Source organism: Macrococcus sp. PK (genome assembly GCF_022501545.1).
Classification (GTDB): Bacteria; Bacillota; Bacilli; order Staphylococcales; family Staphylococcaceae; genus Macrococcoides; species Macrococcoides epidermidis.
On record NZ_JAEPRF010000018.1, the window covers coordinates 94,009 to 114,611 of the forward strand.

Annotated in this window: 24 protein-coding genes; 18 read left to right on the forward strand and 6 right to left on the reverse strand. The window is 34.6% G+C overall.

Annotated features, from left to right (window positions below):
• Positions 1-45: 45 nt before the first annotated feature.
• Together JJJ02_RS12225 and JJJ02_RS12230 are read left to right on the forward strand one after the other, a co-directional pair.
• Positions 46-219: a hypothetical protein gene (locus JJJ02_RS12225; protein ID WP_165983398.1), complete on the forward strand. Its 174-nt coding sequence runs from the start codon at positions 46-48 to the stop codon at positions 217-219.
• A gap of 149 nt (positions 220-368) precedes the next feature.
• The gene (locus JJJ02_RS12230) at positions 369-887 is read left to right on the forward strand and encodes an acyl-CoA thioesterase (protein WP_111715874.1); all 519 of its coding nucleotides are present in this window, start codon (positions 369-371) and stop codon (positions 885-887) included.
• Between the two features lie 33 nt (positions 888-920).
• On the opposite strand, the gene JJJ02_RS12235 is transcribed toward JJJ02_RS12230, so the two are convergent.
• Positions 921-1,439 carry a helix-turn-helix domain-containing protein gene (locus JJJ02_RS12235; protein WP_239243174.1) on the reverse strand — a complete coding sequence of 173 codons (519 nt, stop codon included), beginning with the start codon at positions 1,437-1,439 and terminating at the stop codon, positions 921-923.
• A gap of 129 nt (positions 1,440-1,568) precedes the next feature.
• Positions 1,569-2,693, reverse strand: a complete 1,125-nt coding sequence (gene yfkAB, locus JJJ02_RS12240) for a radical SAM/CxCxxxxC motif protein YfkAB (RefSeq protein WP_239243175.1) — start codon at positions 2,691-2,693, stop codon at positions 1,569-1,571.
• Positions 2,694-2,827: 134 nt separating this feature from the next.
• On the opposite strand from yfkAB, the gene JJJ02_RS12245 reads away from it, so the two are divergent.
• From JJJ02_RS12245 to JJJ02_RS12280, 8 genes are all read left to right on the forward strand, one after another.
• Positions 2,828-2,986, forward strand: a complete 159-nt coding sequence (locus JJJ02_RS12245; protein ID WP_096075943.1) for an SE1561 family protein — start codon at positions 2,828-2,830, stop codon at positions 2,984-2,986.
• A gap of 11 nt (positions 2,987-2,997) precedes the next feature.
• On the forward strand, positions 2,998-4,377 hold the full coding sequence (rlmD, locus tag JJJ02_RS12250) for a 23S rRNA (uracil(1939)-C(5))-methyltransferase RlmD (RefSeq protein ID WP_111715878.1): 1,380 nt from the start codon (positions 2,998-3,000) through the stop codon (positions 4,375-4,377).
• Positions 4,378-4,467: 90 nt separating this feature from the next.
• A complete protein-coding gene (locus JJJ02_RS12255; protein WP_240839214.1) occupies positions 4,468-4,986 on the forward strand; it encodes a type 1 glutamine amidotransferase domain-containing protein in 519 nt (172 codons plus the stop codon).
• Between the two features lie 314 nt (positions 4,987-5,300).
• Positions 5,301-6,020: a glycosyltransferase gene (locus tag JJJ02_RS12260; RefSeq protein WP_240839196.1), complete on the forward strand. Its 720-nt coding sequence runs from the start codon at positions 5,301-5,303 to the stop codon at positions 6,018-6,020.
• A gap of 57 nt (positions 6,021-6,077) precedes the next feature.
• Positions 6,078-6,872, forward strand: coding sequence for a recombination regulator RecX (gene recX / locus JJJ02_RS12265; protein WP_239243177.1), 795 nt, complete (start codon positions 6,078-6,080; stop codon positions 6,870-6,872).
• The gene (locus JJJ02_RS12270; protein ID WP_240839199.1) at positions 6,869-7,189 is read left to right on the forward strand and encodes a YfhH family protein; all 321 of its coding nucleotides are present in this window, start codon (positions 6,869-6,871) and stop codon (positions 7,187-7,189) included. Before recX ends, JJJ02_RS12270 begins: the two co-directional genes overlap by 4 nt.
• An 11-nt stretch (positions 7,190-7,200) precedes the next feature.
• Positions 7,201-8,733 (forward strand): ATP-binding cassette domain-containing protein, encoded by a 1,533-nt coding sequence (locus JJJ02_RS12275; RefSeq protein ID WP_240839201.1) that lies wholly within the window; start codon positions 7,201-7,203, stop codon positions 8,731-8,733.
• 9 nt (positions 8,734-8,742) lie between these two features.
• Positions 8,743-9,606, forward strand: a complete 864-nt coding sequence (locus JJJ02_RS12280) for a hypothetical protein (protein ID WP_111715886.1) — start codon at positions 8,743-8,745, stop codon at positions 9,604-9,606.
• Positions 9,607-9,638: 32 nt separating this feature from the next.
• Here JJJ02_RS12280 and JJJ02_RS12285 read toward each other — a convergent pair whose 3' ends face one another.
• A complete protein-coding gene (locus JJJ02_RS12285) occupies positions 9,639-10,631 on the reverse strand; it encodes a metal-dependent hydrolase (RefSeq protein ID WP_240839203.1) in 993 nt (330 codons plus the stop codon).
• Between the two features lie 96 nt (positions 10,632-10,727).
• On the opposite strand from JJJ02_RS12285, the gene mutY reads away from it, so the two are divergent.
• The 5 genes from mutY to JJJ02_RS12310 all read left to right on the forward strand — a co-directional run bounded on the left by mutY (position 10,728) and on the right by JJJ02_RS12310 (position 15,312).
• Positions 10,728-11,771 (forward strand): A/G-specific adenine glycosylase, encoded by a 1,044-nt coding sequence (mutY, locus tag JJJ02_RS12290; protein WP_111715889.1) that lies wholly within the window; start codon positions 10,728-10,730, stop codon positions 11,769-11,771.
• Positions 11,772-11,843: 72 nt separating this feature from the next.
• Positions 11,844-12,392 carry a nucleoside tri-diphosphate phosphatase gene (ntdP, locus tag JJJ02_RS12295; RefSeq protein ID WP_096075953.1) on the forward strand — a complete coding sequence of 183 codons (549 nt, stop codon included), beginning with the start codon at positions 11,844-11,846 and terminating at the stop codon, positions 12,390-12,392.
• 47 nt (positions 12,393-12,439) lie between these two features.
• The gene (locus JJJ02_RS12300) at positions 12,440-14,185 is read left to right on the forward strand and encodes an ABC transporter ATP-binding protein (RefSeq protein ID WP_239243181.1); all 1,746 of its coding nucleotides are present in this window, start codon (positions 12,440-12,442) and stop codon (positions 14,183-14,185) included.
• Between the two features lie 90 nt (positions 14,186-14,275).
• A complete protein-coding gene (locus JJJ02_RS12305; protein ID WP_396614748.1) occupies positions 14,276-14,575 on the forward strand; it encodes a glutamate synthase-related protein in 300 nt (99 codons plus the stop codon).
• A gap of 131 nt (positions 14,576-14,706) precedes the next feature.
• Positions 14,707-15,312 carry a DNA-3-methyladenine glycosylase gene (locus tag JJJ02_RS12310; RefSeq protein WP_240839205.1) on the forward strand — a complete coding sequence of 202 codons (606 nt, stop codon included), beginning with the start codon at positions 14,707-14,709 and terminating at the stop codon, positions 15,310-15,312.
• Positions 15,313-15,340: 28 nt separating this feature from the next.
• Here JJJ02_RS12310 and JJJ02_RS12315 read toward each other — a convergent pair whose 3' ends face one another.
• Complete coding sequence (locus tag JJJ02_RS12315) at positions 15,341-16,426, reverse strand: FUSC family protein (RefSeq protein WP_239243182.1); 1,086 nt, start codon at positions 16,424-16,426, stop codon at positions 15,341-15,343.
• A gap of 54 nt (positions 16,427-16,480) precedes the next feature.
• Positions 16,481-17,779, reverse strand: a complete 1,299-nt coding sequence (locus JJJ02_RS12320) for a glutamate-1-semialdehyde 2,1-aminomutase (protein ID WP_240839208.1) — start codon at positions 17,777-17,779, stop codon at positions 16,481-16,483.
• 80 nt (positions 17,780-17,859) lie between these two features.
• Here JJJ02_RS12320 and JJJ02_RS12325 point away from each other — a divergent pair, with 80 nt between their 5' ends.
• The 3 genes from JJJ02_RS12325 to perR all read left to right on the forward strand — a co-directional run bounded on the left by JJJ02_RS12325 (position 17,860) and on the right by perR (position 19,867).
• Entirely contained in the window at positions 17,860-18,315 is a 456-nt protein-coding gene (locus JJJ02_RS12325; RefSeq protein WP_099581126.1) for a peroxiredoxin, read from the forward strand.
• A 12-nt stretch (positions 18,316-18,327) separates the two neighbouring features.
• Complete coding sequence (locus tag JJJ02_RS12330; RefSeq protein WP_240839210.1) at positions 18,328-19,278, forward strand: phosphoglycerate dehydrogenase; 951 nt, start codon at positions 18,328-18,330, stop codon at positions 19,276-19,278.
• Positions 19,279-19,408: 130 nt separating this feature from the next.
• Entirely contained in the window at positions 19,409-19,867 is a 459-nt protein-coding gene (gene perR, locus JJJ02_RS12335; RefSeq protein WP_096075961.1) for a peroxide-responsive transcriptional repressor PerR, read from the forward strand.
• A 27-nt stretch (positions 19,868-19,894) separates the two neighbouring features.
• Here perR and JJJ02_RS12340 read toward each other — a convergent pair whose 3' ends face one another.
• Positions 19,895-20,317: a YgzB family protein gene (locus JJJ02_RS12340; RefSeq protein ID WP_099581132.1), complete on the reverse strand. Its 423-nt coding sequence runs from the start codon at positions 20,315-20,317 to the stop codon at positions 19,895-19,897.
• Positions 20,318-20,603: the final 286 nt, after the last annotated feature.

Genomic DNA, 20,603 nt, shown 5'->3' on the forward strand with positions numbered 1-20,603 from the left:
AAAGTGATATGATTATATTATTATTGATATAAGAGGAGGATGGTCATGTCAGTTCCTATGATGTGGTTAGTAGTTATCGCATTCTTATTTGTGATCTTTACTTTCGGTGGATTTATTATGATGACGTTAATCAATGCATTTGATTCTAGAGAATCAGATATTATTGATACACCTGAAGAAGCTTTAGAAAAGAAAGTTTTTGCAGACGATTTACATTAATAACTTTTAAAGAGATAGATTTCTATCTCTTTTTATTTTTTGTGCTAGCGACAAAGAAAGAATACTGCTAGCGCATAACAGAATCAAATCATGCATATACTAAATTAAACTTTAATCATTACATAAAGTAATAGAATAGAGGTATGACGATGACAGAACGATTAAAAAAGACGATGAATGCATCAAAGACAGTTAAGACGAAACAAATCTTTCCGACTGATACGAACCATCATAATACATTATTCGGCGGAAAACTCATGGCTTTAATTGATGATGTGGCAAGCATTGCGGCAACACGGCATTGTGCGCGTTCAGTAGTAACGGCAAGTACAGATTCAGTTGACTTTTTAAAGCCGATACGTCCTGGTGAAGTAGTGACACTCGAAGCGGTCGTAACCTATACAGGTACATCATCTCTGGAAGTATGTGTGCAAGTCATTTCAGAAAATGTAATTCAGCAGACAAAACAGTTAGCTGCGATTAGTTTCCTGACTTTTGTAGCACTGGATGAAGATAATAAACCGGTTATTGTACCTGAAGTCATTGCAGAGACAGAAGATCAAGTTTGGCTGAATGAAACAGGGAAAGAACGTGCAGAATTTCGTAAAAGCAGAAGAGATAAAAGTAAAGAACTATTAAATTTCTTTGAGAAAAATATTGAAGTATAGAAAAACGAATCCGGATTGATTTCCGAATTCGTTTTATTGTTTGTGTATCTCATTCACTACAAGAAATTCAACAGCTTCATCAGTAAAGTTGTACCAGTAATGAGGTTCGTGCGCATCAAACATATAAGATGCGCCAGGCTGTAATTCTAAACGTTTCGTACCAACCGTAAGTGTCAAAGTTCCTTTGATACAGTAAATAAATTCAACACCAGCATGTTGACTTGAATCATCCTGACTTGCACCAGGCTGTAATACAACGCGAATCGGTGTAAATGCGCCAGGTACGCCGTTTGATAAGTTTTGATATGTAAATGACTTAGTAAGTTCTGGAGCATCAACTTCTGTCTTTTCAACAGTTGTTGTATGGAAGAAATAACTTGGATGAATCTCTAATGCATCTGCAATCTTTCTAAGTGATGCCATCGTTGCGCTACATTTATTCGTTTCCAACTGTGAAAGAAAAGCGATAGAAACGCCAGTTTCATCCGATATGTATTTTAAAGTTTTATTCTGCTTCTTTCGAATTTCTCTTATCTTTTCCCCGATTGTCATATGAATAACACCCCTAAAATATACTTTATATATCATTATACATGAAAATTAGCATCGAATAATAAGAATATTTCAAAAAAACTAATTATTAATAAAAAAAGACCCAGAGTGGGTCTTGATGGGATATCATTATTGATTCATCCTAATTTCATTTGCTTTAAAATCAACATTCGGATAATACATATTTTTAACGAGTAGATTCGGTCCTAAACATTTCACTTTTGGACAGTGGCAGTTTAGGGATTGATTGAGTGCACTTACCTTCCACTTATCATAGATATCTTGAAGTGGCGTCGTAATAATATTTTCAATTGTGCCCGTCTCATCGCCAAAGTCGGTTACAATTACGTCACCTGTAAATACGTTGACATTTAATCTAGATCGACCATCCGGATCGTTACGAACCGTAACATTTTTAGCTTTATTTACTTCTTCCAGGAATAATAAATCATCTTTATCAAATGAACAAGGAAGAATAGGTAACGTTCCAAATAACATCCAGGTTTCCTGATCTCTAAATGAAAGAAGCTTTCTGATTGCAGCTTTCGTTTCTTCAGTTGTTAATACATTTAAGTCACTTGCAAAGTCAGATGGGTACATCGGATGTACTTCATGACGTGCACATTTCATATCATTTACGATTTCATGATGAATCTTTTCAAGATAAGGTAGCGTGCTTTTATTCAGCATCGTCTCAGCTGAGACGAACATGCCTGCTTCAGATAATTTGCGCGAATTCTCAATCATCTGTTCATAGAGCTTATAACGTGCAGCAAGTGGGGGTTTCTTATCCATTACGTGGAAACCAACTTCTGCAAATTCATCGATTGTACCCCAGTTATGAGAAATATGCATGACATCAACCAAGTCAATAATTGGTTCATATCGATCGTAATTAATCGTTAAATTCGAATTCATCTGTGTATAGATACCACGGTCCTGAGCATATTTTAATATTGGAATAACAGTCTCTTTGATTGATTTCTTTGAGAACATCGGCTCTCCGCCTGTAACACTTAAAGTAGAGAGATGTTCAACTTCATCCAGACGTTTGAAAATGGTCTTCATATCAATCGTATCCGGATCTTTTAATTGCAATGTATAACCGACAGCGCAATGTGCACAACGCATATTGCATAAAGTGGTCGTTGTAAATTCAATGTTTGAAAGTTTCGTTTCACCATATTTTTCAACGTCGTTATATGCTTCCCAAGGATCATTGTGAATTGAAATTTTGTCTTTCAAATGTATCATTTTTAGCCTTCTTTCCAGTAATCGTCTTTTTCTATTATGAACGTGTGAGAATGTTTGTCAATAATAAATACATTGAAAGTTTAAGGAATCTGTTACATAATGAATACATTCATAGAATAAAAAAGGAGCACATTATGACTAAAGATTCTTTAGAAGAAATTAAAGTAAAATTAAATGATTTTATGGAGACGATTGATTCAGTAGACCCTGAGACAACAGATATTCATGATATCGATGAATGGTTAGCGTTACTTGATCAGTTAGAACAGAAAGTAAAATCTATTCAACAATAAGGAGATAAGTTATGGCAGATATACAAGTAAAGATCGGTCAGCAGTTTCCTTTAACAATTAAAAGACTCGGTATAAACGGCGAGGGAATAGGTTATTTTAAAAGGAAGATTACATTTGTTAAAGGGGCATTACCGGGCGAAGTAATCGTGGCACAAGTTACAGATATAAATCATAAATATTTAGAAGCGAAGATGGTAAAGATTCGTGAAAAATCAAGAGAGCGCGTGAAACCACCGTGTAATGTATTTGATTTATGTGGTGGATGTCAATTACAGCATCTGTCATATAATGGACAATTGAAATATAAGAAACAAATCGTTGAAGATGCTATTACTAAATACGCACCTCACGTTAAGCTTGATTCAATTAGAGACACTTTAGGCATGGCTAATCCATTTGGTTATCGAAATAAAAATCAATTCCCAGTGGAGAAATCAGGACGAAAAATTCGTGCAGGACTATATAAAGAGCATTCTAATACTTTGATTGATTTACATGAATGTATCGTACAAGATGATCGTACGATGAAGACGACTAATGAAATCAAGAAGATTATGAGTGAGCTGAATATAGAAGTTTGTAAAAATCCGTCGCGTGATGTTGGAGTTCGACATATTATTACCCGTGTAGCACTTGCGACTGGGGACTTACAAGTAGTCTTCGTAACCAATACGCGTGATTTAAAGAAGCAGGACTTGTTAGCAGAACGTGTGATGCGTTTACCTGGTGTTAAAGGTGTTGCAATAAACATCAATAAAGAGAAGACATCGATTGTAATGGGAAATGAGACAATCGTTATTGCTGGTGATGAGACGATTCGTGAAACGTTACAAGATCACGTGTATGACTTATCAGCAGAAAGCTTCTTCCAGTTAAATCCGAAACAAACCGTTGTACTTTACAAAGAAGTAGAACGTGCGGCAGGATTGACAGGCAAAGAAAATGTTGTTGATGCATTCTGTGGAACAGGTACGATTGGTATATGGTTAGCAGATAACGCGAAAGAAGTGCGTGGAATGGATACGAATGAAGATGGAATCGTAAATGCTATCTATAATGCTACAGCAAACAATAAAGATAACTGTAAGTTTGAAATTGGTGATGCATCAGAGAAATTAAATGAATGGATTGAAGAAGGCTTCTATCCAGATGTAATAACAGTGGATCCGCCAAGAACAGGATTATCTGAAGAAACCATTAAATTAATCAATGAAATCAAACCGAAGACATTCGTCTATACAAGCTGTAACCCTTCGACATTGGCAAAAGACTTAGCGCATTTAACGAAAGCGTTCCAGGTTGAGTACATTCAGCCGGTGGATATGTTCCCACAAACAGCGCAAGTAGAAGCAGTTGTGAGACTTGTACGAAAAAGAAAGTTAGGGAAATAACAGTTACATCCATAGTAATTTGCTATGGATGTTTTATCATTTTTAAGACGGGTAAATAATACTATAACGATTTTAGGAGGAATTTATATTATAACTAAGAAAATCGCAGTAGTATTAGACAATTTATTTGAAGATGTAGAATTTACGAGCCCGGTTGAGGCCTTTGAAAAAGAAGGACATGAAATTACTGTTATCGGTAAAGAAGCGGGTAGCACAGTAAAAGGTAAATCTGAAGATACAAAAGTTCAAGTCGACAAAGCAATCAGCGATGTAAAACCTGAAGACTTCGATGCGTTACTTATCCCTGGTGGCTTCTCACCTGATATGTTACGTGGAGATGAGCAAGGACGATTCGGTGAATTTACAAAAGCATTCGTTTCAAACGAAAAACCTGTATTCGCCATCTGTCACGGACCACAGTTATTAATCGATACAGATTTATTAAAAGGTAAAAAGTTAACAAGTTATTTATCTGTACGTAAAGATTTAGAAAATGCTGGTGCAACAGTAGTAGACGAATCAGTTGTTGTAGATAGCAATATCGTAACATCACGTACACCTGATGACTTAGAAGATTTTAACCGTGAATCATTAGCATTATTAAAATAAATTAGTTTACTTAACCAGCTGACAAATGTCAGCTGGTTTTTTGAGTTAGCGACAAACCTAGAATATCGCTAGCAAGTACCGAAAAAGAATCGAAATCATAAAGATGCTAGCGACAAACGTAAAATATCGCTAGCAAGTACCGAAAAAGAACCGAAAACAAAGAGATGCTAGCGACAAACCTATAATATCGCTAGGAAAGACACCAACATCACCTCATACATCCCAGGACTGATTTTATACACATCCTGCTTCTTTTAATTCCAAACTTTTAACCGTGGTGGTAAGATGAAATTAAGAAAAGAGGTGCATCAGTTTTGAGAAGAAAGAAACGTGGATGCGGCTGTGGTTGTTTTTCAATTCTGCTAATTCCATTACTATTAATAACGTTATATGTCGGTTTTAATGTATATAAAGGCTTTCAAGTCGATATCGGTGAACTTCGTACAATTGAGCAACAGGAAACTTATGTTGCCACACAAGATATGCAGCCTTTTGTCAAAAATGCATTTATCGCAGTTGAAGATAAACGCTTCAATTCACATGATGGTGTCGATTGGTTTGGAACTGGACGTGCAATACTAGTGTCCATTAAAAACGGAGAAGCTTCACAAGGTGGGAGTTCTATCACCCAGCAACTTGCGAAGACGTACTTCTTTAATAATGAAAAGTCTATTTCACGAAAGATTAAGGAAGTTGTAGTCGCTAAACGTATAGAGAATAACTTCACAAAAGATCAGATTATGAGTTATTATTTGAATTCCATCTATTTTGGAAATAATCATTATAATATTGAAAGTGCTGCGAACGCAGATTTTAATGTCAGTACACATAAAGAAAATCAATATTACCCTCAAATAACAGTACTCCAAAGTGCCTTGCTGGCAAGCAGTATTAACGCACCATCTGTATACCATCCAGAAGCTTATCAATCAGACACTGCTTTAAAGACACGTACAAAAGAAACACTACAAAAGATGCTGGATCAGAAATTTATTGATCAAACGCAATATAATGAAGCTGTAAGTGGGTTATAATATGTATAAGGTTAACGCTAAATATTCATTTAGCGTTATTTTTATGGAGGTTTTATGATGGAGAAAAAAATCACCAAAATAGAAGTACAGAAAAATAATAAAGAACGCTTTAACTTATATATCAATGGTGAATTTTTCGCAGGTATTGATGCTGCTACTTACGTTCATTTTAATCTGAAGAAAGATTTAATACTTACAGACGAAATGCTGATTAAAATCGGTGAATATGATGGATATCGTGTAGCGATCAATAAAGCCATTCAATATTTATCATATAAGAAGCGCACAGAAAAAGAAGTACGAGATTACTTGATGAAGTTAGAAGTAAATCCACAGGCAATTGATAAAGCAATCGAGTATTGTAAGGTAAATGGTTATATCAATCACGAAGATTATTGTATTAGCTTTATGAATACAATGCTAAATACGACTGATAAAGGTCCGGTTATCTTTGCTCAGAAATTAAAGGAACTTGGTGTAGAGCAAAATTTAATCGATAATTATTCATATCAATTCGAAACTGAAGTTACCAAAGAAAGAATAGATAAAATTGCCGCTAAAATAACAAGAAAGTACGAAAAAAAGCAATCTGCACGTATGATTCAGCAAAAAATAATGCAAACTCTGATTCAAAAAGGTTATAATTTGGATATTGCAAATGATGCTTTAAAAAATGTTAAAATAGAAACAAACGAAGACGCACTACAAAAAAATCTTGAAAAAGAAGTTAATCGTTTAGCGCGTAAACATGAAGGTTTTGAACTGAAGCAAAAAGTCATACAAAGCATGATGAGAAAAGGTTTTGAATACGATATAATAATAGAACGTTTAAAGGATAGTGGACTCGAGTGAATGAGAAAAAATTAATCGAAATGAATGAACATGAACTACGTGAGATTGTCGGTACTTATCGTGAAAAAGCAAGAAAAGCTGAAACGATGGGGATTGTAAATGAATATGAAGTCTGGATGCGTAAAGCTTTGATTGCAGAGAGCTATATGGTTGATACAAAAAAGATTGAAATCGGTAAAGTATATCAACTGATTGGAAATCAAAAAGAATACTTTAAAGTTGAGCACATTAAAGGCGTATTTGCGTGGGGATTCAGATTAGGTTCCCAATTAGATGAAGAAGGGATACCTTTGGCACTGTTACAGCTTGATGCTTAAGGAGAATAAAAATGTCAAATAATATTTTAGTAAGACTGGTAAATGTAACAAAATACTTCCGTCATGTCAGCGGATTCTCAAAGTTTAGAGATATTATTATGCCGGAATCTAAAAATCATCATGTTGAAGTAAAAGATGTTACGATTCATCTATACAAAGGAGAAATTTTAGGTTTAATCGGACTACCCAACTCTGGGAAATCTGTCATCGGTAAATTAATATCGAAAGTTGTTGAACCAAATGAAGGACGTGTAAAAAACGATCATCCGACCTTTTTAGCGAGTCATAACCATATTCTTGATGGGGAATCATCAGTTAAGCAACTGATTGAATCTATCTTCTTATCGTATAATCTTCCATTAAATTCATTTAATGAAAAGCGTAAACATGTACTGGAATTTAGTGATTTAAAAGATCATGAGAAAAAATCAACGAATGATTTAACGACATCTGACCGCTCTAAGTTAATGATAGCATTAGCATATTTTTTAAAACCGGAAGTTATTATATTTGATGATTTATATCAACATCTTGATGATGTTTTTAAAGAGAAATTTGGCATGGTGATTGATTTACTTGTTAAGGAAGGCAAATCAATCGTATTAATTGAGTCAGATATTGACTTTATTAATTCCAAAGCAAATTATATTACCTGGATGAGTCATGGACAGGTGAGGAAGTCTGGTACGCCAGCTGAAATTATTCCACTATATCATACATATATTAAAGAATATAATAGTTGTCGTAATGAGAGTGAAAGAGAACTGTTTGATTTGAATTATAAGATGGGCAGATCTCTTGATCATGATGAAGGAGATAAATTAAGTCGTATCAAACGTTATGGTGGGTTTATTGTAGATGAAAGCCTACAAAAGCTGCTTACAACGAGTGCACTAATATTGTTTGGTATTGCCCTAATGTTCGTATTATTACTGAATAATATCGGTGTACCAAGTAAAATTACTGCTACTGAAGAAAATAGTATCGTCGAAAAACCGAAGAAAGAATATATCGATAAATATGCATTCGGTGTAACAAATAAGGAAACGAAGCTTACAAATAAATCTAAAGATGTTAAGTTACCAGGCAATACAGTACTAACGATCTCCGGCTTGAACGAAAAGGTTTATAGAGTAGATTTTGCAGGCAGCGCAATGGATGTGAATAAAAAAGATATTACTTATATCAATCCAGCTGCATTGTATGATGAGCATACGTATAGTGAGCTTGAAGATTATATGTATGGCAATTATGTTAACTTTAGAGAATTCTTTAATGGGTACTTAGGCAAAAGTCATGCAACAATCAATGAAGAGTTGTATCCGGAAACAAAAGATAGATATAAAGTTAAATTAACAAAGAATAAAATTAATCTGCATTTTAACGATACGAATCATATGAACGGCATTAGTTTTCCGATAGAAAATGCAGCGGGTTTAAAAAAGAAATTTGGCATTCAAACAGATGAATGGATCGTAAAAATTGGAGAGGGATATGGCATTGCAGACTTTTCGAAGAATGAATGGCTATATATTCAAATGTAGGTGTGAATCATGAATGAATTATTAAACACAATCAAATATATTCCACATACAATTAAAAATGCTTTAATTGAGATTTACTATAACCAAAAGCTTTATTCTATCTGGTTATTGATTAACTTACTATTAATCGCTGCGACTTTCTTGTTGCTTAATATTACCGAAAGTCTGCCGATTGAAAAATTATCCAAAGTATGGTCGCTTTCTGGTTATTTAGTATTCTTCTGGATTGCATGTTCCGTATATTTTTCTATGAAGATGTTACAGACAAGAGGATTTATGTTAAATATTACAAATACACCGACATACGTATTAACGACGGTTCAGATTATTAATTTTTTCTTGTTGTTTATATTATCTTTATTGATGTTGTTGCTTATTTCAGCGACAAACAAAGTAGAGATGGATACAAGCTTTCTGTGTATATTGTACTTTTCATTATTAACATTTTTATTATTGATGCCAATATGTACGTTACTTGCTTTAACATCACATTTAATTCGTAATATGCGCTGGATTATCATAGGCATTTTAGCAGTTATTTTTATTAGTGTGCCTATTTTATGGATTCCATCAGATTTACCTGAATTTGTTGTAAACATATTAAAGCTTAATCCATTTTACTTTGTAGTGAATGGTATTGAAGAGTCTGTTGTATTAGGAACAACACCTTTTCTTAATTTACCGAGCCAGATGATCTTCCTTTTCGAACTAATATTAATCTACATGTGGTTTAGCTATCTTTACAAAATTCTAAAGGATGAAATCAATGTCAATAAATCTGTGATGTCCGTTAATGAGGATAACTTTAAGCATAAAGACAATAAACTGAACGTAAAAAATATTAACTTCAGCAAAATAAAAAATAAAAAGTAAAAAATAGAGTAAAAGATGCAGTCCTGTATCTTTTACTCTATTATTTTTACGCGGCCACGTAATAATTTTTTTTGTAATTTATCTTCAGAGAACACCCATCCGGTATAACTATGAGTTACCTTGTAATCTTTATCTAGTCCTAATATGGCTACAAATGAATAGTGTCCTTTCTTTAAATAACGTAAATCAATAAAACGCAGTTCATAGCCAGTTTCTGTTTTTGTAACTGTCCAGCGGTAAATTGAGCTGAAATTAATGAAAGCTTTAAAATTAGGGTCATTCTTTGCATCCTGCATATATTTTGCTTCAGGAAAAGGTACGCGTTTAAAGCGATCATTAAAGTTAACCGAACGCTTATAGCTACGACCAATATAATCATGTGTGTTTGTCTGAATGGCGACACGCCATTCAAAGAAACGTATCGTAGGTGCAACGAAAGTTTTGATAATGCTTTCGTCTTTCGGTATCAATTTGATGGCTGCACGTTTAATCGATTGTTGAAGTATACGTCTAATGATATAGTAGATTACTAGTATAATAATTAAGCTTGTAAAGATATAAACGGGATTGCCACCAAAGTACCACAAAGTGATTGCACCAATATGCAATAAGAAAATGATAGGATCAAATGTATTGATAATGCCAATTTGAATCCATTTCTTCGTCAGCGGTCTAAGTGCCTGTGTCCCATAAGAATTAAAAATATCGACAAATACGTGCAGAAAGACAGCAATTTGTGCCCATAACCATATATGGAAATATTGACTTTCTTTAAAGATAAAACTCACTAATATTGTGATGAGGATTGGCCACATCAATGTAAATGGAATTGAATGTGTAATACCTCTATGGTTATTGATATAGACGGCATTATTTTTAAATTTTAACACTGTATCAATGTCAGGAATCTGACTTCCGACCATTACTGTTGTTACGATTGCAGGGTACATTGTTGTAACTGCCGGATCAATCGTTGATAATCCTGCAAGTGCAACGCCCATAACGACATGAGTAGCTGTATCCATATGAATCATCCCTTTCATATACTATTATAAGCGAAATTTCATAGAAGCATGAACGAAAATAATCGAATTAACAATAAATTTAGAAAGTTGGTTGTTATGAAACATAAAACAACGTTTAGTAAAGATTTATTAAACTGGTTTGAACAGAATAAAAGACAGATGCCGTGGCGTGAGACGAAAGACCCATATAAAATATGGGTGTCTGAAGTCATGCTGCAACAAACACAAGTTAATACTGTTCGTGCCTATTACACAAGATTTATCGAGCGATTCCCGAATATTGATATACTCGCTGAAACACCGATTGAAGATGTCGCGAAATATTGGGAAGGTTTGGGCTATTATTCACGCATTAGAAATTTCCATCAGGCAATTCGTGATGTAAAAGAACATTACAATAGTGAAGTACCAAATGACCCGACTACATTCCTCTCATTAAAAGGTGTTGGTCCATATACACAGGGCGCAGTGATGAGTATTGCATTTAATCATCCACTACCGGCAGTGGATGGCAATGTATATCGTGTATTTGCAAGACTCGATAATGATCATTTTGATATATCTAATTCAAAAGCACGACGTCATTTTGAATCGAAAGTAATGGAAGTGATGCCGGAAGCAGCAGGTGACTTCAATGAAGCATTGATGGAACTGGGAGCAACGGTGTGCACTCCGAAAGCCCCTTTATGTATGCTTTGTCCCGTTCAAAGTCACTGCGAGGCTTTTGAAGAAGGAAGTGTATTGAATTTACCAGTTAAGTTGAAAAAAGTTAAGAAAACTGTTCAGCAATATAAAGTTCTGATCATCCAAAAGGATGGACAAATCATTATTGAACAGCGACCTGAAACAGGATTACTTGCTTCGATGTGGCAGTTTCCGATGTTTGAAATAGATACACATGTCAGTGATATTGAAGAAAAAATGGATATGTCATTGTTTATTGAAGACACACCAATCGTTAAGACGAAGCATCAATTTACACATCTGGAATGGCAGCTGGAAGTATATATTGCACATACAAAAGATATCATACCTGAAAACTATCAACTCATTTCAGTTGAAGATAAAAATTTATATAATTTTCCGGTATCGATGACTAAAATCTTTAATTATTATATTGATAACAATCATCAAGTTTAATTTCGTTTATTGAGGCCTTTATTGTGTTATAATTTAAAATGCAAATATTATAAATTATAGGTGGTGTGGAATATGGTCAAAGAATCCATACCAAATGAAGGCCAGAATGTGCAGATACAAAGTTATAAACATAATGGGAAAATCCACAGAGTCTGGTCTGAAACAACGATTTTAAAAGGGACGAATCATGTTATCATTGGGGGTAATAATCGCACACTTGTAACTGAAAGTGACGGTAGAACATGGGTTACAAGAGAACCAGCTATCGTGTATTTTCATTCAGAGTATTGGTTTAATGTCATTTGTATGTTTAGAGAAGATGGTGTGTATTATTACTGCAACTTATCATCACCATTTATTTACGATACAGAAGCCATTAAATACATTGATTATGATTTAGATATTAAAGTCTATCCTAATGGTAAGTATCACTTATTGGATGAAGATGAATATGAACAGCATATGAAACAGATGAACTATCCAAAAGAGATTGATGAAATCCTAAGGCGAAACGTTGATATTTTGCAGCAATGGATTGAGAGGAAAAAGGGACCATTTGCGCCGGATTTCATAAAGGTCTGGCAAGAGCGTTTTCATTTCCAGAAAAGAATGAAAGATTAAATCAACCTATCATTAGGTTGATTTAATTTTGTTAAGGGAGTTTTTATATGATAAAACGGTATATGCAGTTTGTTAAACCATACTGGATGTTGATTATTTTAACCATTGCCATCGGAATTCTGAAGTTTGGTATACCTTTACTGATTCCATTACTGATTAAATATGTGATTGATGATGTCATCAGTAATGGTGCCCTGACAATTGAAGAGAAAAAGTCAGCATTGATGAATGCAATATTAATCTTTGGATTTATCTTCGTTGTCATCCGTCCACCGGTAGAATATTATAGACAATATTTAGCACAGTGGACAAGTAACAAAATATTGTATGATATTAGAAAGAAACTATATAAACATTTACAGGCACTAAGTGTCAGATTTTATGCTAACAATAAAGTTGGAGAAGTTATTTCACGTGTAATTAATGATGTAGAGTCAACGAAAGACTTCATCGTTACGGGATTGATGAATGTCTGGCTGGATCTGGTTACAATCATCATCGCACTTGCAATCATGTTTACGATGGATGTGAAATTAACATTAATTTCATTGATTGTCTTCCCATTCTACATGTTTAGTATCTATTACTTCTTTGGTAATCTCCGCAAATTAACGCGTGCACGAAGTCAGTCTCTAGCAGAAGTACAAGGTTTCTTGCATGAACGTGTGCAGGGGATGACTGTGATCAAGACATTTGCAATTGAAGAGGAAGAGAATGAACGCTTTAATAAACGCAATAAAAATTTCCTGAAGAAAGCAACTGACCATACGAAATGGAATGCGAAAAGTTTCGCGGTCATTAATACGATTACGGATATCGGTCCACTGCTTGTTGTAGGGTTTGGTGCTTATCTCGTGATTGAAGGAAACTTAACAGTAGGTAGTTTAGCAGCGTTTATCGCCTATCTCGACCGTTTATACGGACCGCTACGTCGATTAGTATCTTCATCAACGACGCTGACACAAAGTTTAGCTTCAATGGACCGTATGTTCCAGCTATTTGATGAACCATATGATATAAAAGATGAACCGCATGCACGTGATATCAAAGTTCAGCACGGTGACATTACATTTAAAAATGTAGGATTTAAATATAATGAAAATGATGAAGAAGTGTTGCATCATGTCAATCTGGATATCAATAGCGGTGAAACTGTAGCGTTTGTTGGTATGAGTGGTGGCGGAAAGTCGACGATGATCAGTTTAATACCAAGATTCTATGATGTGACTAGCGGTGAAATTGAAATTGATCATACTCCATTAAAAGATTATTCAATAGAAAGCTTAAGAACACAGATTGGAATGGTCATGCAGGATAATATACTGTTCTCTGAATCAATCAGAGAAAATATATTACTCGGTAAACCAAATGCGACAGAAGAAGAAATGATCTATGCAGCAAAACTTGCGAATGCGCATGACTTTATCATGAGTTTACCGGATGGTTACGACACAGAAGTTGGTGAACGTGGTGTTAAATTATCTGGTGGTCAAAAACAACGTGTTGCTATTTCGCGTGTATTCCTAAAGAATCCACCGATATTAATCCTGGATGAAGCGACAAGTGCACTTGATCTTGAAAGTGAAGCGGTTATACAGGAAGCGCTGGAAACATTATCGAAAGATAGAACAACCGTGATTGTTGCACATAGACTATCTACGATTACACATGCAGATAAAATTGTTGTGATTCAGAACGGTGAGATAGTTGAAATTGGTACGCATCAGGAATTAATGAACAACCGCTCACACTATTATAATTTATATTCAATTCAGCATTTAGAAGCAGAATAGTGTGGAGTGTTTGAGCCCTCTATTGTATGATAGATCTATCATACATGGGGGGTATTTTTTGTGGACTTGTTACAAACGATTCAATAGATTGTGGATACAATTCTTTTGATACTGATTGTTGTTATTGCACTTGGTCTTGGCGCAGACTTAGTTCAAGTTGCACGTGCGATGATGATGCGTGTCGGATGTAATATGGCCCAACAATGTCATACGAATGACTGTCCTGTAGGAGTAGCAACAACTGATCCGGATAAAGAGAAAGGTTTAGGTGTAGAAAGTCCGACACAAATTACAGCGAAACACTTATTATATTGTACTGAAAATGGTGAGATTATTACTGGTGAACAGTACGAAAATAGAATGTATAAAGCTTTAAAAGAAGCTGTTTAATTATAAAGCGATAAACTCAATTTGGGTTTATCGCTTTTTACTTTATTTTTTAGAATGATTTCTTAATTGAGTCTAAATTAAATTTGCATATCAAGATATTGTAAGGGTAAATGAAGAATGAGGTGATATTAATGGATTTAACATTTCTTAAAGATGACACACTTTTAGCTGCAAAAAATTTACTCGGTAAAAAAATTACTACAAAAATAGACGGCAAGCTTACAAGCGGCTATATAACTGAAGTAGAAGCCTATTTAGGAGAAGCGGATAAAGCAGCACATGCTTACCAGTTACGTCGTACGAAGAAAAATGAAATGATGTATCGAGAATACGGTGGTGTATATGTCTATACGATGCATGGACATCACTGCATGAATTTTATAACACGTGATGCTACAAGACCAGAAGGGGTATTGATAAGAGCGATTGAACCTGATGAAGGGATTGATACAATGATTGAGCGTCGAGGCAGAGCAGTAAATATTACTGATGGTCCAGGAAAATTAACACAAAGTTTAGGTGTTAAGCGCGATTTACATAATGGGACACGGTTAAATGAAGGACCTATTCAGTTATCTCAAGGTAAGGTGCCAGCGCAAATAATAGAAAGCAAACGCATCGGTATCGATAATAAAGAAGAAGCAGTAGAATATTTATATCGATTTACTGTAAAGGGCAATCCTTACGTTTCAAAAGACAGCGTTAAACCTGAAGAGAAAAATGGCTGGAAAGCATAAATTAAAAAAGCAGTCGAAAGACTGCTTTTTAATAATCGATATTTTCGTTTGCTATCGTGATCTTTTTATCTTCTTTATGGTATTTATAGAAACTATGTGTAATGCGGTCGAGATGTTCTAATCGGTCTCGATAATCGAAAATAGTACCGATAACAATTAAAACATGTTCTTTACTATATTCAGGTGATTGCTGTTGTTCTATTTCTTTTAGGAATGCATCAAGAATATTTTCTTTAAATGCTTCGTTAATCATGTAGTTATCATCAATTTTAGTGGCTGGAACTTTTTGAGTTACGCGCATTAAAATTTCCTCGTGTATCGTCATTAATTCATCAAGTTCAAATTTAATCTGGACTTTTAATTCCTCTGGTAAATGGATAATATCATTTTCATAGCGATGCAATTTTCGTAAAACATCATGTGCACGTCGTGTCGCTAAAATAATTTCTTTAAAAATAATTTTTTTCCTGATGTTACGAATACTTCCTTTTTTTGAATATGCACGTTCTTCTTTATATAAGTTATATTGCTCTTCCACTTTTTCGATTCTGCTTCGAATATCATCGATGTCATGTTTTACTGCATGAAATTCTGTCGACCCGTTAATTTCAAGTCGAATCCATTTAAAGATATCGCTACTGATATTCAAACAGTTATAATACATCTTCGTTTCAAACTTAGGTGGCAGGAATAATGTATTCACGACAAATGCACTTACTACGCCAATCATAACAAAAGTGAATCGATAAATAGCAGATAAAAAGAAATCACCATCCTGATGATCCATTATGATGAGCTGTGTTACGACGGCAAGACCCGTTACATGAGATAAGTTTAGTTTTTGTAATACAGAAATTAGAATAATTGATGTGATACCGATAATAACGATATGAAATCCGAATAAATGTGCCATAATAACAGCTAATACTGCGCCGATTAGATTTCCTTGAAACTGTTCGATGATAGTCTTAAAAGATCGATAGACGTTTGGCTGCATAGCAAATAATGCTGAGATACCAGCTACGATTGCACCAGGTGCATTAATTGCATGGGCGATAAATAAAGAAATGATGATAGCGATGCCGGTTTTAAAAATACGTGCGCCTAATTTCATTTGTTAGTTCTACCTCATTATTTGATTGATAGTACACTTATACATGAATTTCAATTATTTTTCAACCGTCATTGACATAAAAGCGTTTTCTACAGCCTTTAATGTTTCATGAATATCTTGTTCTGTATGTTCAGTTGTGATAAACCATGCTTCATACTTCGAAGGTGCTAAATTAATACCTTGGTTCAGCATCAATTTAAAGAACTTCGCAAATGCTTCACCGTCAGTGTTTTCTGCTTGTTCATAGTTGATAACTTTTTCATCTGTAAAATAAATGGTCATTGCTCCCATTAAACGGTTGATTGTTGCACGAATATTATATTTTTCGATAAGCGCTGACATACCGTCCTCTAATATTTTACCGAGACGATCTAGCTCTTCATAGACACCATCTTGTTTAATGACTTCAAGTAACGCAATACCTGCCTGCATACTTAATGGATTACCTGCCATCGTACCTGCCTGATATGTTGGACCGAGTGGTGCCACATGTTCCATAATGTCTTGGCGACCACCATATGCACCGATAGGTAATCCGCCACCGATGACTTTACCAAAAGCTGTTAAGTCGGGTTTTACGCCTAGAAGATCCTGAGCACCACCATACATGAAGCGGAAGGCGGTAATTACTTCATCATAGATTACTAAAGCACCATGTTCATGGGCGATATCATTTACTGCTTGAAGAAATCCTTCTTTCGGTTCAACGATACCAAAGTTACCGACAATCGGTTCAACTAATACTCCGGCAATCTGATCACCGAAATGGTGGAAGGCTTCTTTAAATTGTTCAATATCATTAAATGGAACAGTGATCACTTCTTGTGCAACACTTTTTGGTACACCTGCAGAATCAGGCGTACCGAGTTGTGATGGACCACTACCTGCAGCAACAAGTACCAAATCAGAATGTCCATGATAACAACCGGCGAATTTAATAATCTTATCACGCTTCGTAAAAGCTCGTGCTACTCGGATTGTTGTCATTACAGCTTCGGTTCCAGAGTTTACGAAACGGACCTTTTCTAAAGAAGGAATCGCTTCTTTCAGCATTTCAGCAAACACAACTTCGTGTTCAGTCGGCGTGCCATATAATACACCATTTTCAGCTGCACGCTTAATCGCTTCAGTAATATGGGGATGTGCATGTCCTGTAATGATAGGTCCATATGCTGCTAAGTAATCAATATATTTATTACCATCAACATCGTAGAAGTATGCACCTTCACCACGTGCCATCACTACTGGCGCACCGCCGCCAACTGCTTTATAAGAACGCGATGGTGAGTTTACGCCACCTAAGATTGCTTCATTTGCGCGTTGCTGTATTTTTTCAGAATTTGTAAAATTCATTTTATCAACCTCTTTTTGTTTAGTATTTTCGTCTACTAGTCTATCATAGAGTTAATAAAAATTTGATTAGGAGGATTAAAATGTTGAAAATTGGAGATAATTTACCTGCATTTGCAATGGAAAATCAAAATGGAGAAGTTGTAACGAATGAATCGTTACTTGGACAAAAGACGGTATTATATTTTTATCCGAGAGATAATACACCGACATGTACAACACAGGCTTGTGATTTTAATGATCATCTGGAAGATTTGAATGAACTGGGTGCAAAAATTTACGGAGTGAGTGGGGACAGTAAAACGAAACATACAAATTTTATTAAGAAGCACAATTTGAAATTTGATTTACTTGTTGATGATAACTATCAGTATTCAGAAGCACTTGGTATTTATCGTTTGAAAAAATCATTTGGCAAAGAAGCAATGGGTATTGTAAGAACTACGATTATTCTGGATGAAGATAACAAAGTTATTGCATATTTTGATGGTGTTAAGGTGAAACAACAAATGGATGATATTCAGTCAGTTTTACGATAAGGAGAGAAAGCTATGAAAGTGATTTCTACGATTGATCTAAAAGAATTGATAGACGAATTAAGAGAACAATATCCAGAACACCAATTTATCCAGCGTGAAGGATTTGATCGTTTAACAGATGAGGATATTCAAACGATGGAAGTCATCATTACTTATGATTCTAAGTTGAATGAAACAATCATTAATAAAGCGAAAAACTTAAAATGGATTGCATGGTATGCAGCAGGTGTTAATAAATTGCCACTACCCCTTATCAATGACAAAGGAATAACATTAACTAACGCACGTGGGGTGCATAAAATCCAAATTTCTGAGTATATATTCAGCTATATTATGACGGATTATAAAAATGTAATTCCTTACTATGAACTACAGCAAGAAAAAGGATATAAAACAAAGATTCGCCATAAAGAGTTATTTGAACAGACGATTACCTTTATCGGAACGGGTGAAATACCGCAATATGCAGCACATATCGCAAAAGCTTTCGGTATGAAAGTGATTGGTCTTAATACAGATGGTAGAGGTATCGCAGGATTTGATGAAGTATATACAATAAATGACAGAGAAAAAGCGTTTGCTCAGTCAGATATTATCATCAATGTATTGCCTGAGACAGAGAAAACAATAGATTTACTAGCAATAGATGATTTTCAGGCGATGGGTGAGGATGCTTTATTTATAAATGTCGGAAGAGGGACGATAACAAAAGAAGAAGTGCTTATAAAAGCTTTGCAGGATAAAGTAATAAGAAAAGCATGTTTAGATGTGTATTACAATGAACCACTTGAACCGACAAATCCACTTTATGCATTAGACAATGTTATTATGACACCGCATATCACTGGAAACAGTGTTCATTATAATCGACGAGCAACAGAAATCTTTAAGAAGAATTTGTCTGTTGGTATAGAAAACAAAGCGGATTTTGTAAATAAAGTCGATGTTTCAAAGGGATATTAAGGTCATCGATAACAGCAATAAATAAGCGAGATGCATAGGACTATCATTACATCCCGAAATTGTCTGTTTGACATTTTTGAAAAAAAGAATGTAAAATAGAATTAATATAAAGTAGGAAAGGGGTGTTATGATGTCAGCTGAATTGAATATGGAACATATGCTTGACGATGCGATTCAAAGTTTACGAAAAACTGGCGTGAGAATAACACCGCAAAGACAGGCAGTACTTAGATTTTTAATCGAATCTAATAGTCATCCTACTGCCGATGAAATATATAAAGCGTTATCACCACAGTTTTCGAACATGAGTGTAGCAACTGTCTATAACAATTTAAAAGTTTTTAAAGACAGCGGTTTAGTTAAAGAGCTCACATATGGAGATGCAGCAAGTCGTTTTGATTTTGAAACAGATAACCACTATCATGTTATATGTAGTGAATGTGGTAAGATTACTGATTTCCACTATCCTAGACTTGATGAAGTAGAGAATATCGCTCAACATATTACAAGCTTTGCAGTGACACATCATCGTATGGAGATTTATGGTGTATGTCCAGAATGTATGAACAAAAAAGGAAATCGCAAATAGCGATTTCCTTTTTTGATATTAAATGTTCTACAAGTTACTATCGTTATTAGTTTCTTGTTTTTCTTTTTCTTCTAATACTTTACTCTTTCTTGCGTTGTTATAATCTTCGTTAAATTCTTTTCCTTCTAATGTAGGATCTAACGTAAGTGGCTGGTTGCAGTTTGCACAAATATCAGCACGACCTAACATTTTAGTATAGTGCTCACAGTTTGGACATCGCACCTGAATGGTCTTTGTTGAAAGCATTCCAATCCAGAAATAAACAACGAAACTAATTAAGAAAAGAATCGTTCCTAATAATAAGAACAGAGAAAAGATCAGTTGACTATGGTAAAAGTAAAAGATTGCAGAACCGATATACATAACGATCATGGCCAGGAAGATTAAGCCGAGTGCCCATGAACGAATGCGATTAATCTTGCTTGTAGGTTTTTTATTGAATAATTTCAAACCATCATCTCCTATATAATACTGAAAAGCATTATATCATATTAATACATGATTATCTCATTTAACTATATCTTCTTTATAAAAGAACAAAAGAAACTGATGGAATAAGTACTAAGATAAGATTGTATCTTCAAAGGAATTACTATAGTTTACTTTAAAAGACTAAATAAAGATAAAAAATTTGATAAAAGGTATTGACGAAAGTAATCCATCTTGATAAGATATAAAAGTCGCTGAAAACAAGCGATGCACAGCTTTAAGACATCGAAAATAACAAAGTGAAAAA

Bases quoted from the DNA above. Each gene is read 5' to 3' on its own strand.
- JJJ02_RS12325 (WP_099581126.1), top strand. From the start codon at position 17,860: ATGTTGAAAATTGGAGATAATTTACCTGCATTTGCAATGGAAAATCAA.
- JJJ02_RS12300 (WP_239243181.1), top strand. From the start codon at position 12,440: ATGATAAAACGGTATATGCAGTTTGTTAAACCATACTGGATGTTGATT.
- JJJ02_RS12320 (WP_240839208.1), bottom strand. From the start codon at position 17,779: ATGAATTTTACAAATTCTGAAAAAATACAGCAACGCGCAAATGAAGCA.
- rlmD (WP_111715878.1), top strand. From the start codon at position 2,998: ATGGCAGATATACAAGTAAAGATCGGTCAGCAGTTTCCTTTAACAATT.
- JJJ02_RS12280 (WP_111715886.1), top strand. From the start codon at position 8,743: ATGAATGAATTATTAAACACAATCAAATATATTCCACATACAATTAAA.
- JJJ02_RS12235 (WP_239243174.1), bottom strand. From the start codon at position 1,439: ATGACAATCGGGGAAAAGATAAGAGAAATTCGAAAGAAGCAGAATAAA.
- recX (WP_239243177.1), top strand. From the start codon at position 6,078: ATGGAGAAAAAAATCACCAAAATAGAAGTACAGAAAAATAATAAAGAA.
- JJJ02_RS12225 (WP_165983398.1), top strand. From the start codon at position 46: ATGTCAGTTCCTATGATGTGGTTAGTAGTTATCGCATTCTTATTTGTG.
- JJJ02_RS12330 (WP_240839210.1), top strand. From the start codon at position 18,328: ATGAAAGTGATTTCTACGATTGATCTAAAAGAATTGATAGACGAATTA.
- mutY (WP_111715889.1), top strand. From the start codon at position 10,728: ATGAAACATAAAACAACGTTTAGTAAAGATTTATTAAACTGGTTTGAA.
- JJJ02_RS12285 (WP_240839203.1), bottom strand. From the start codon at position 10,631: ATGGATACAGCTACTCATGTCGTTATGGGCGTTGCACTTGCAGGATTA.
- yfkAB (WP_239243175.1), bottom strand. From the start codon at position 2,693: ATGATACATTTGAAAGACAAAATTTCAATTCACAATGATCCTTGGGAA.
- perR (WP_096075961.1), top strand. From the start codon at position 19,409: ATGTCAGCTGAATTGAATATGGAACATATGCTTGACGATGCGATTCAA.
- JJJ02_RS12315 (WP_239243182.1), bottom strand. From the start codon at position 16,426: ATGAAATTAGGCGCACGTATTTTTAAAACCGGCATCGCTATCATCATT.
- JJJ02_RS12230 (WP_111715874.1), top strand. From the start codon at position 369: ATGACAGAACGATTAAAAAAGACGATGAATGCATCAAAGACAGTTAAG.
- ntdP (WP_096075953.1), top strand. From the start codon at position 11,844: ATGGTCAAAGAATCCATACCAAATGAAGGCCAGAATGTGCAGATACAA.
- JJJ02_RS12310 (WP_240839205.1), top strand. From the start codon at position 14,707: ATGGATTTAACATTTCTTAAAGATGACACACTTTTAGCTGCAAAAAAT.
- JJJ02_RS12245 (WP_096075943.1), top strand. From the start codon at position 2,828: ATGACTAAAGATTCTTTAGAAGAAATTAAAGTAAAATTAAATGATTTT.
- JJJ02_RS12275 (WP_240839201.1), top strand. From the start codon at position 7,201: ATGTCAAATAATATTTTAGTAAGACTGGTAAATGTAACAAAATACTTC.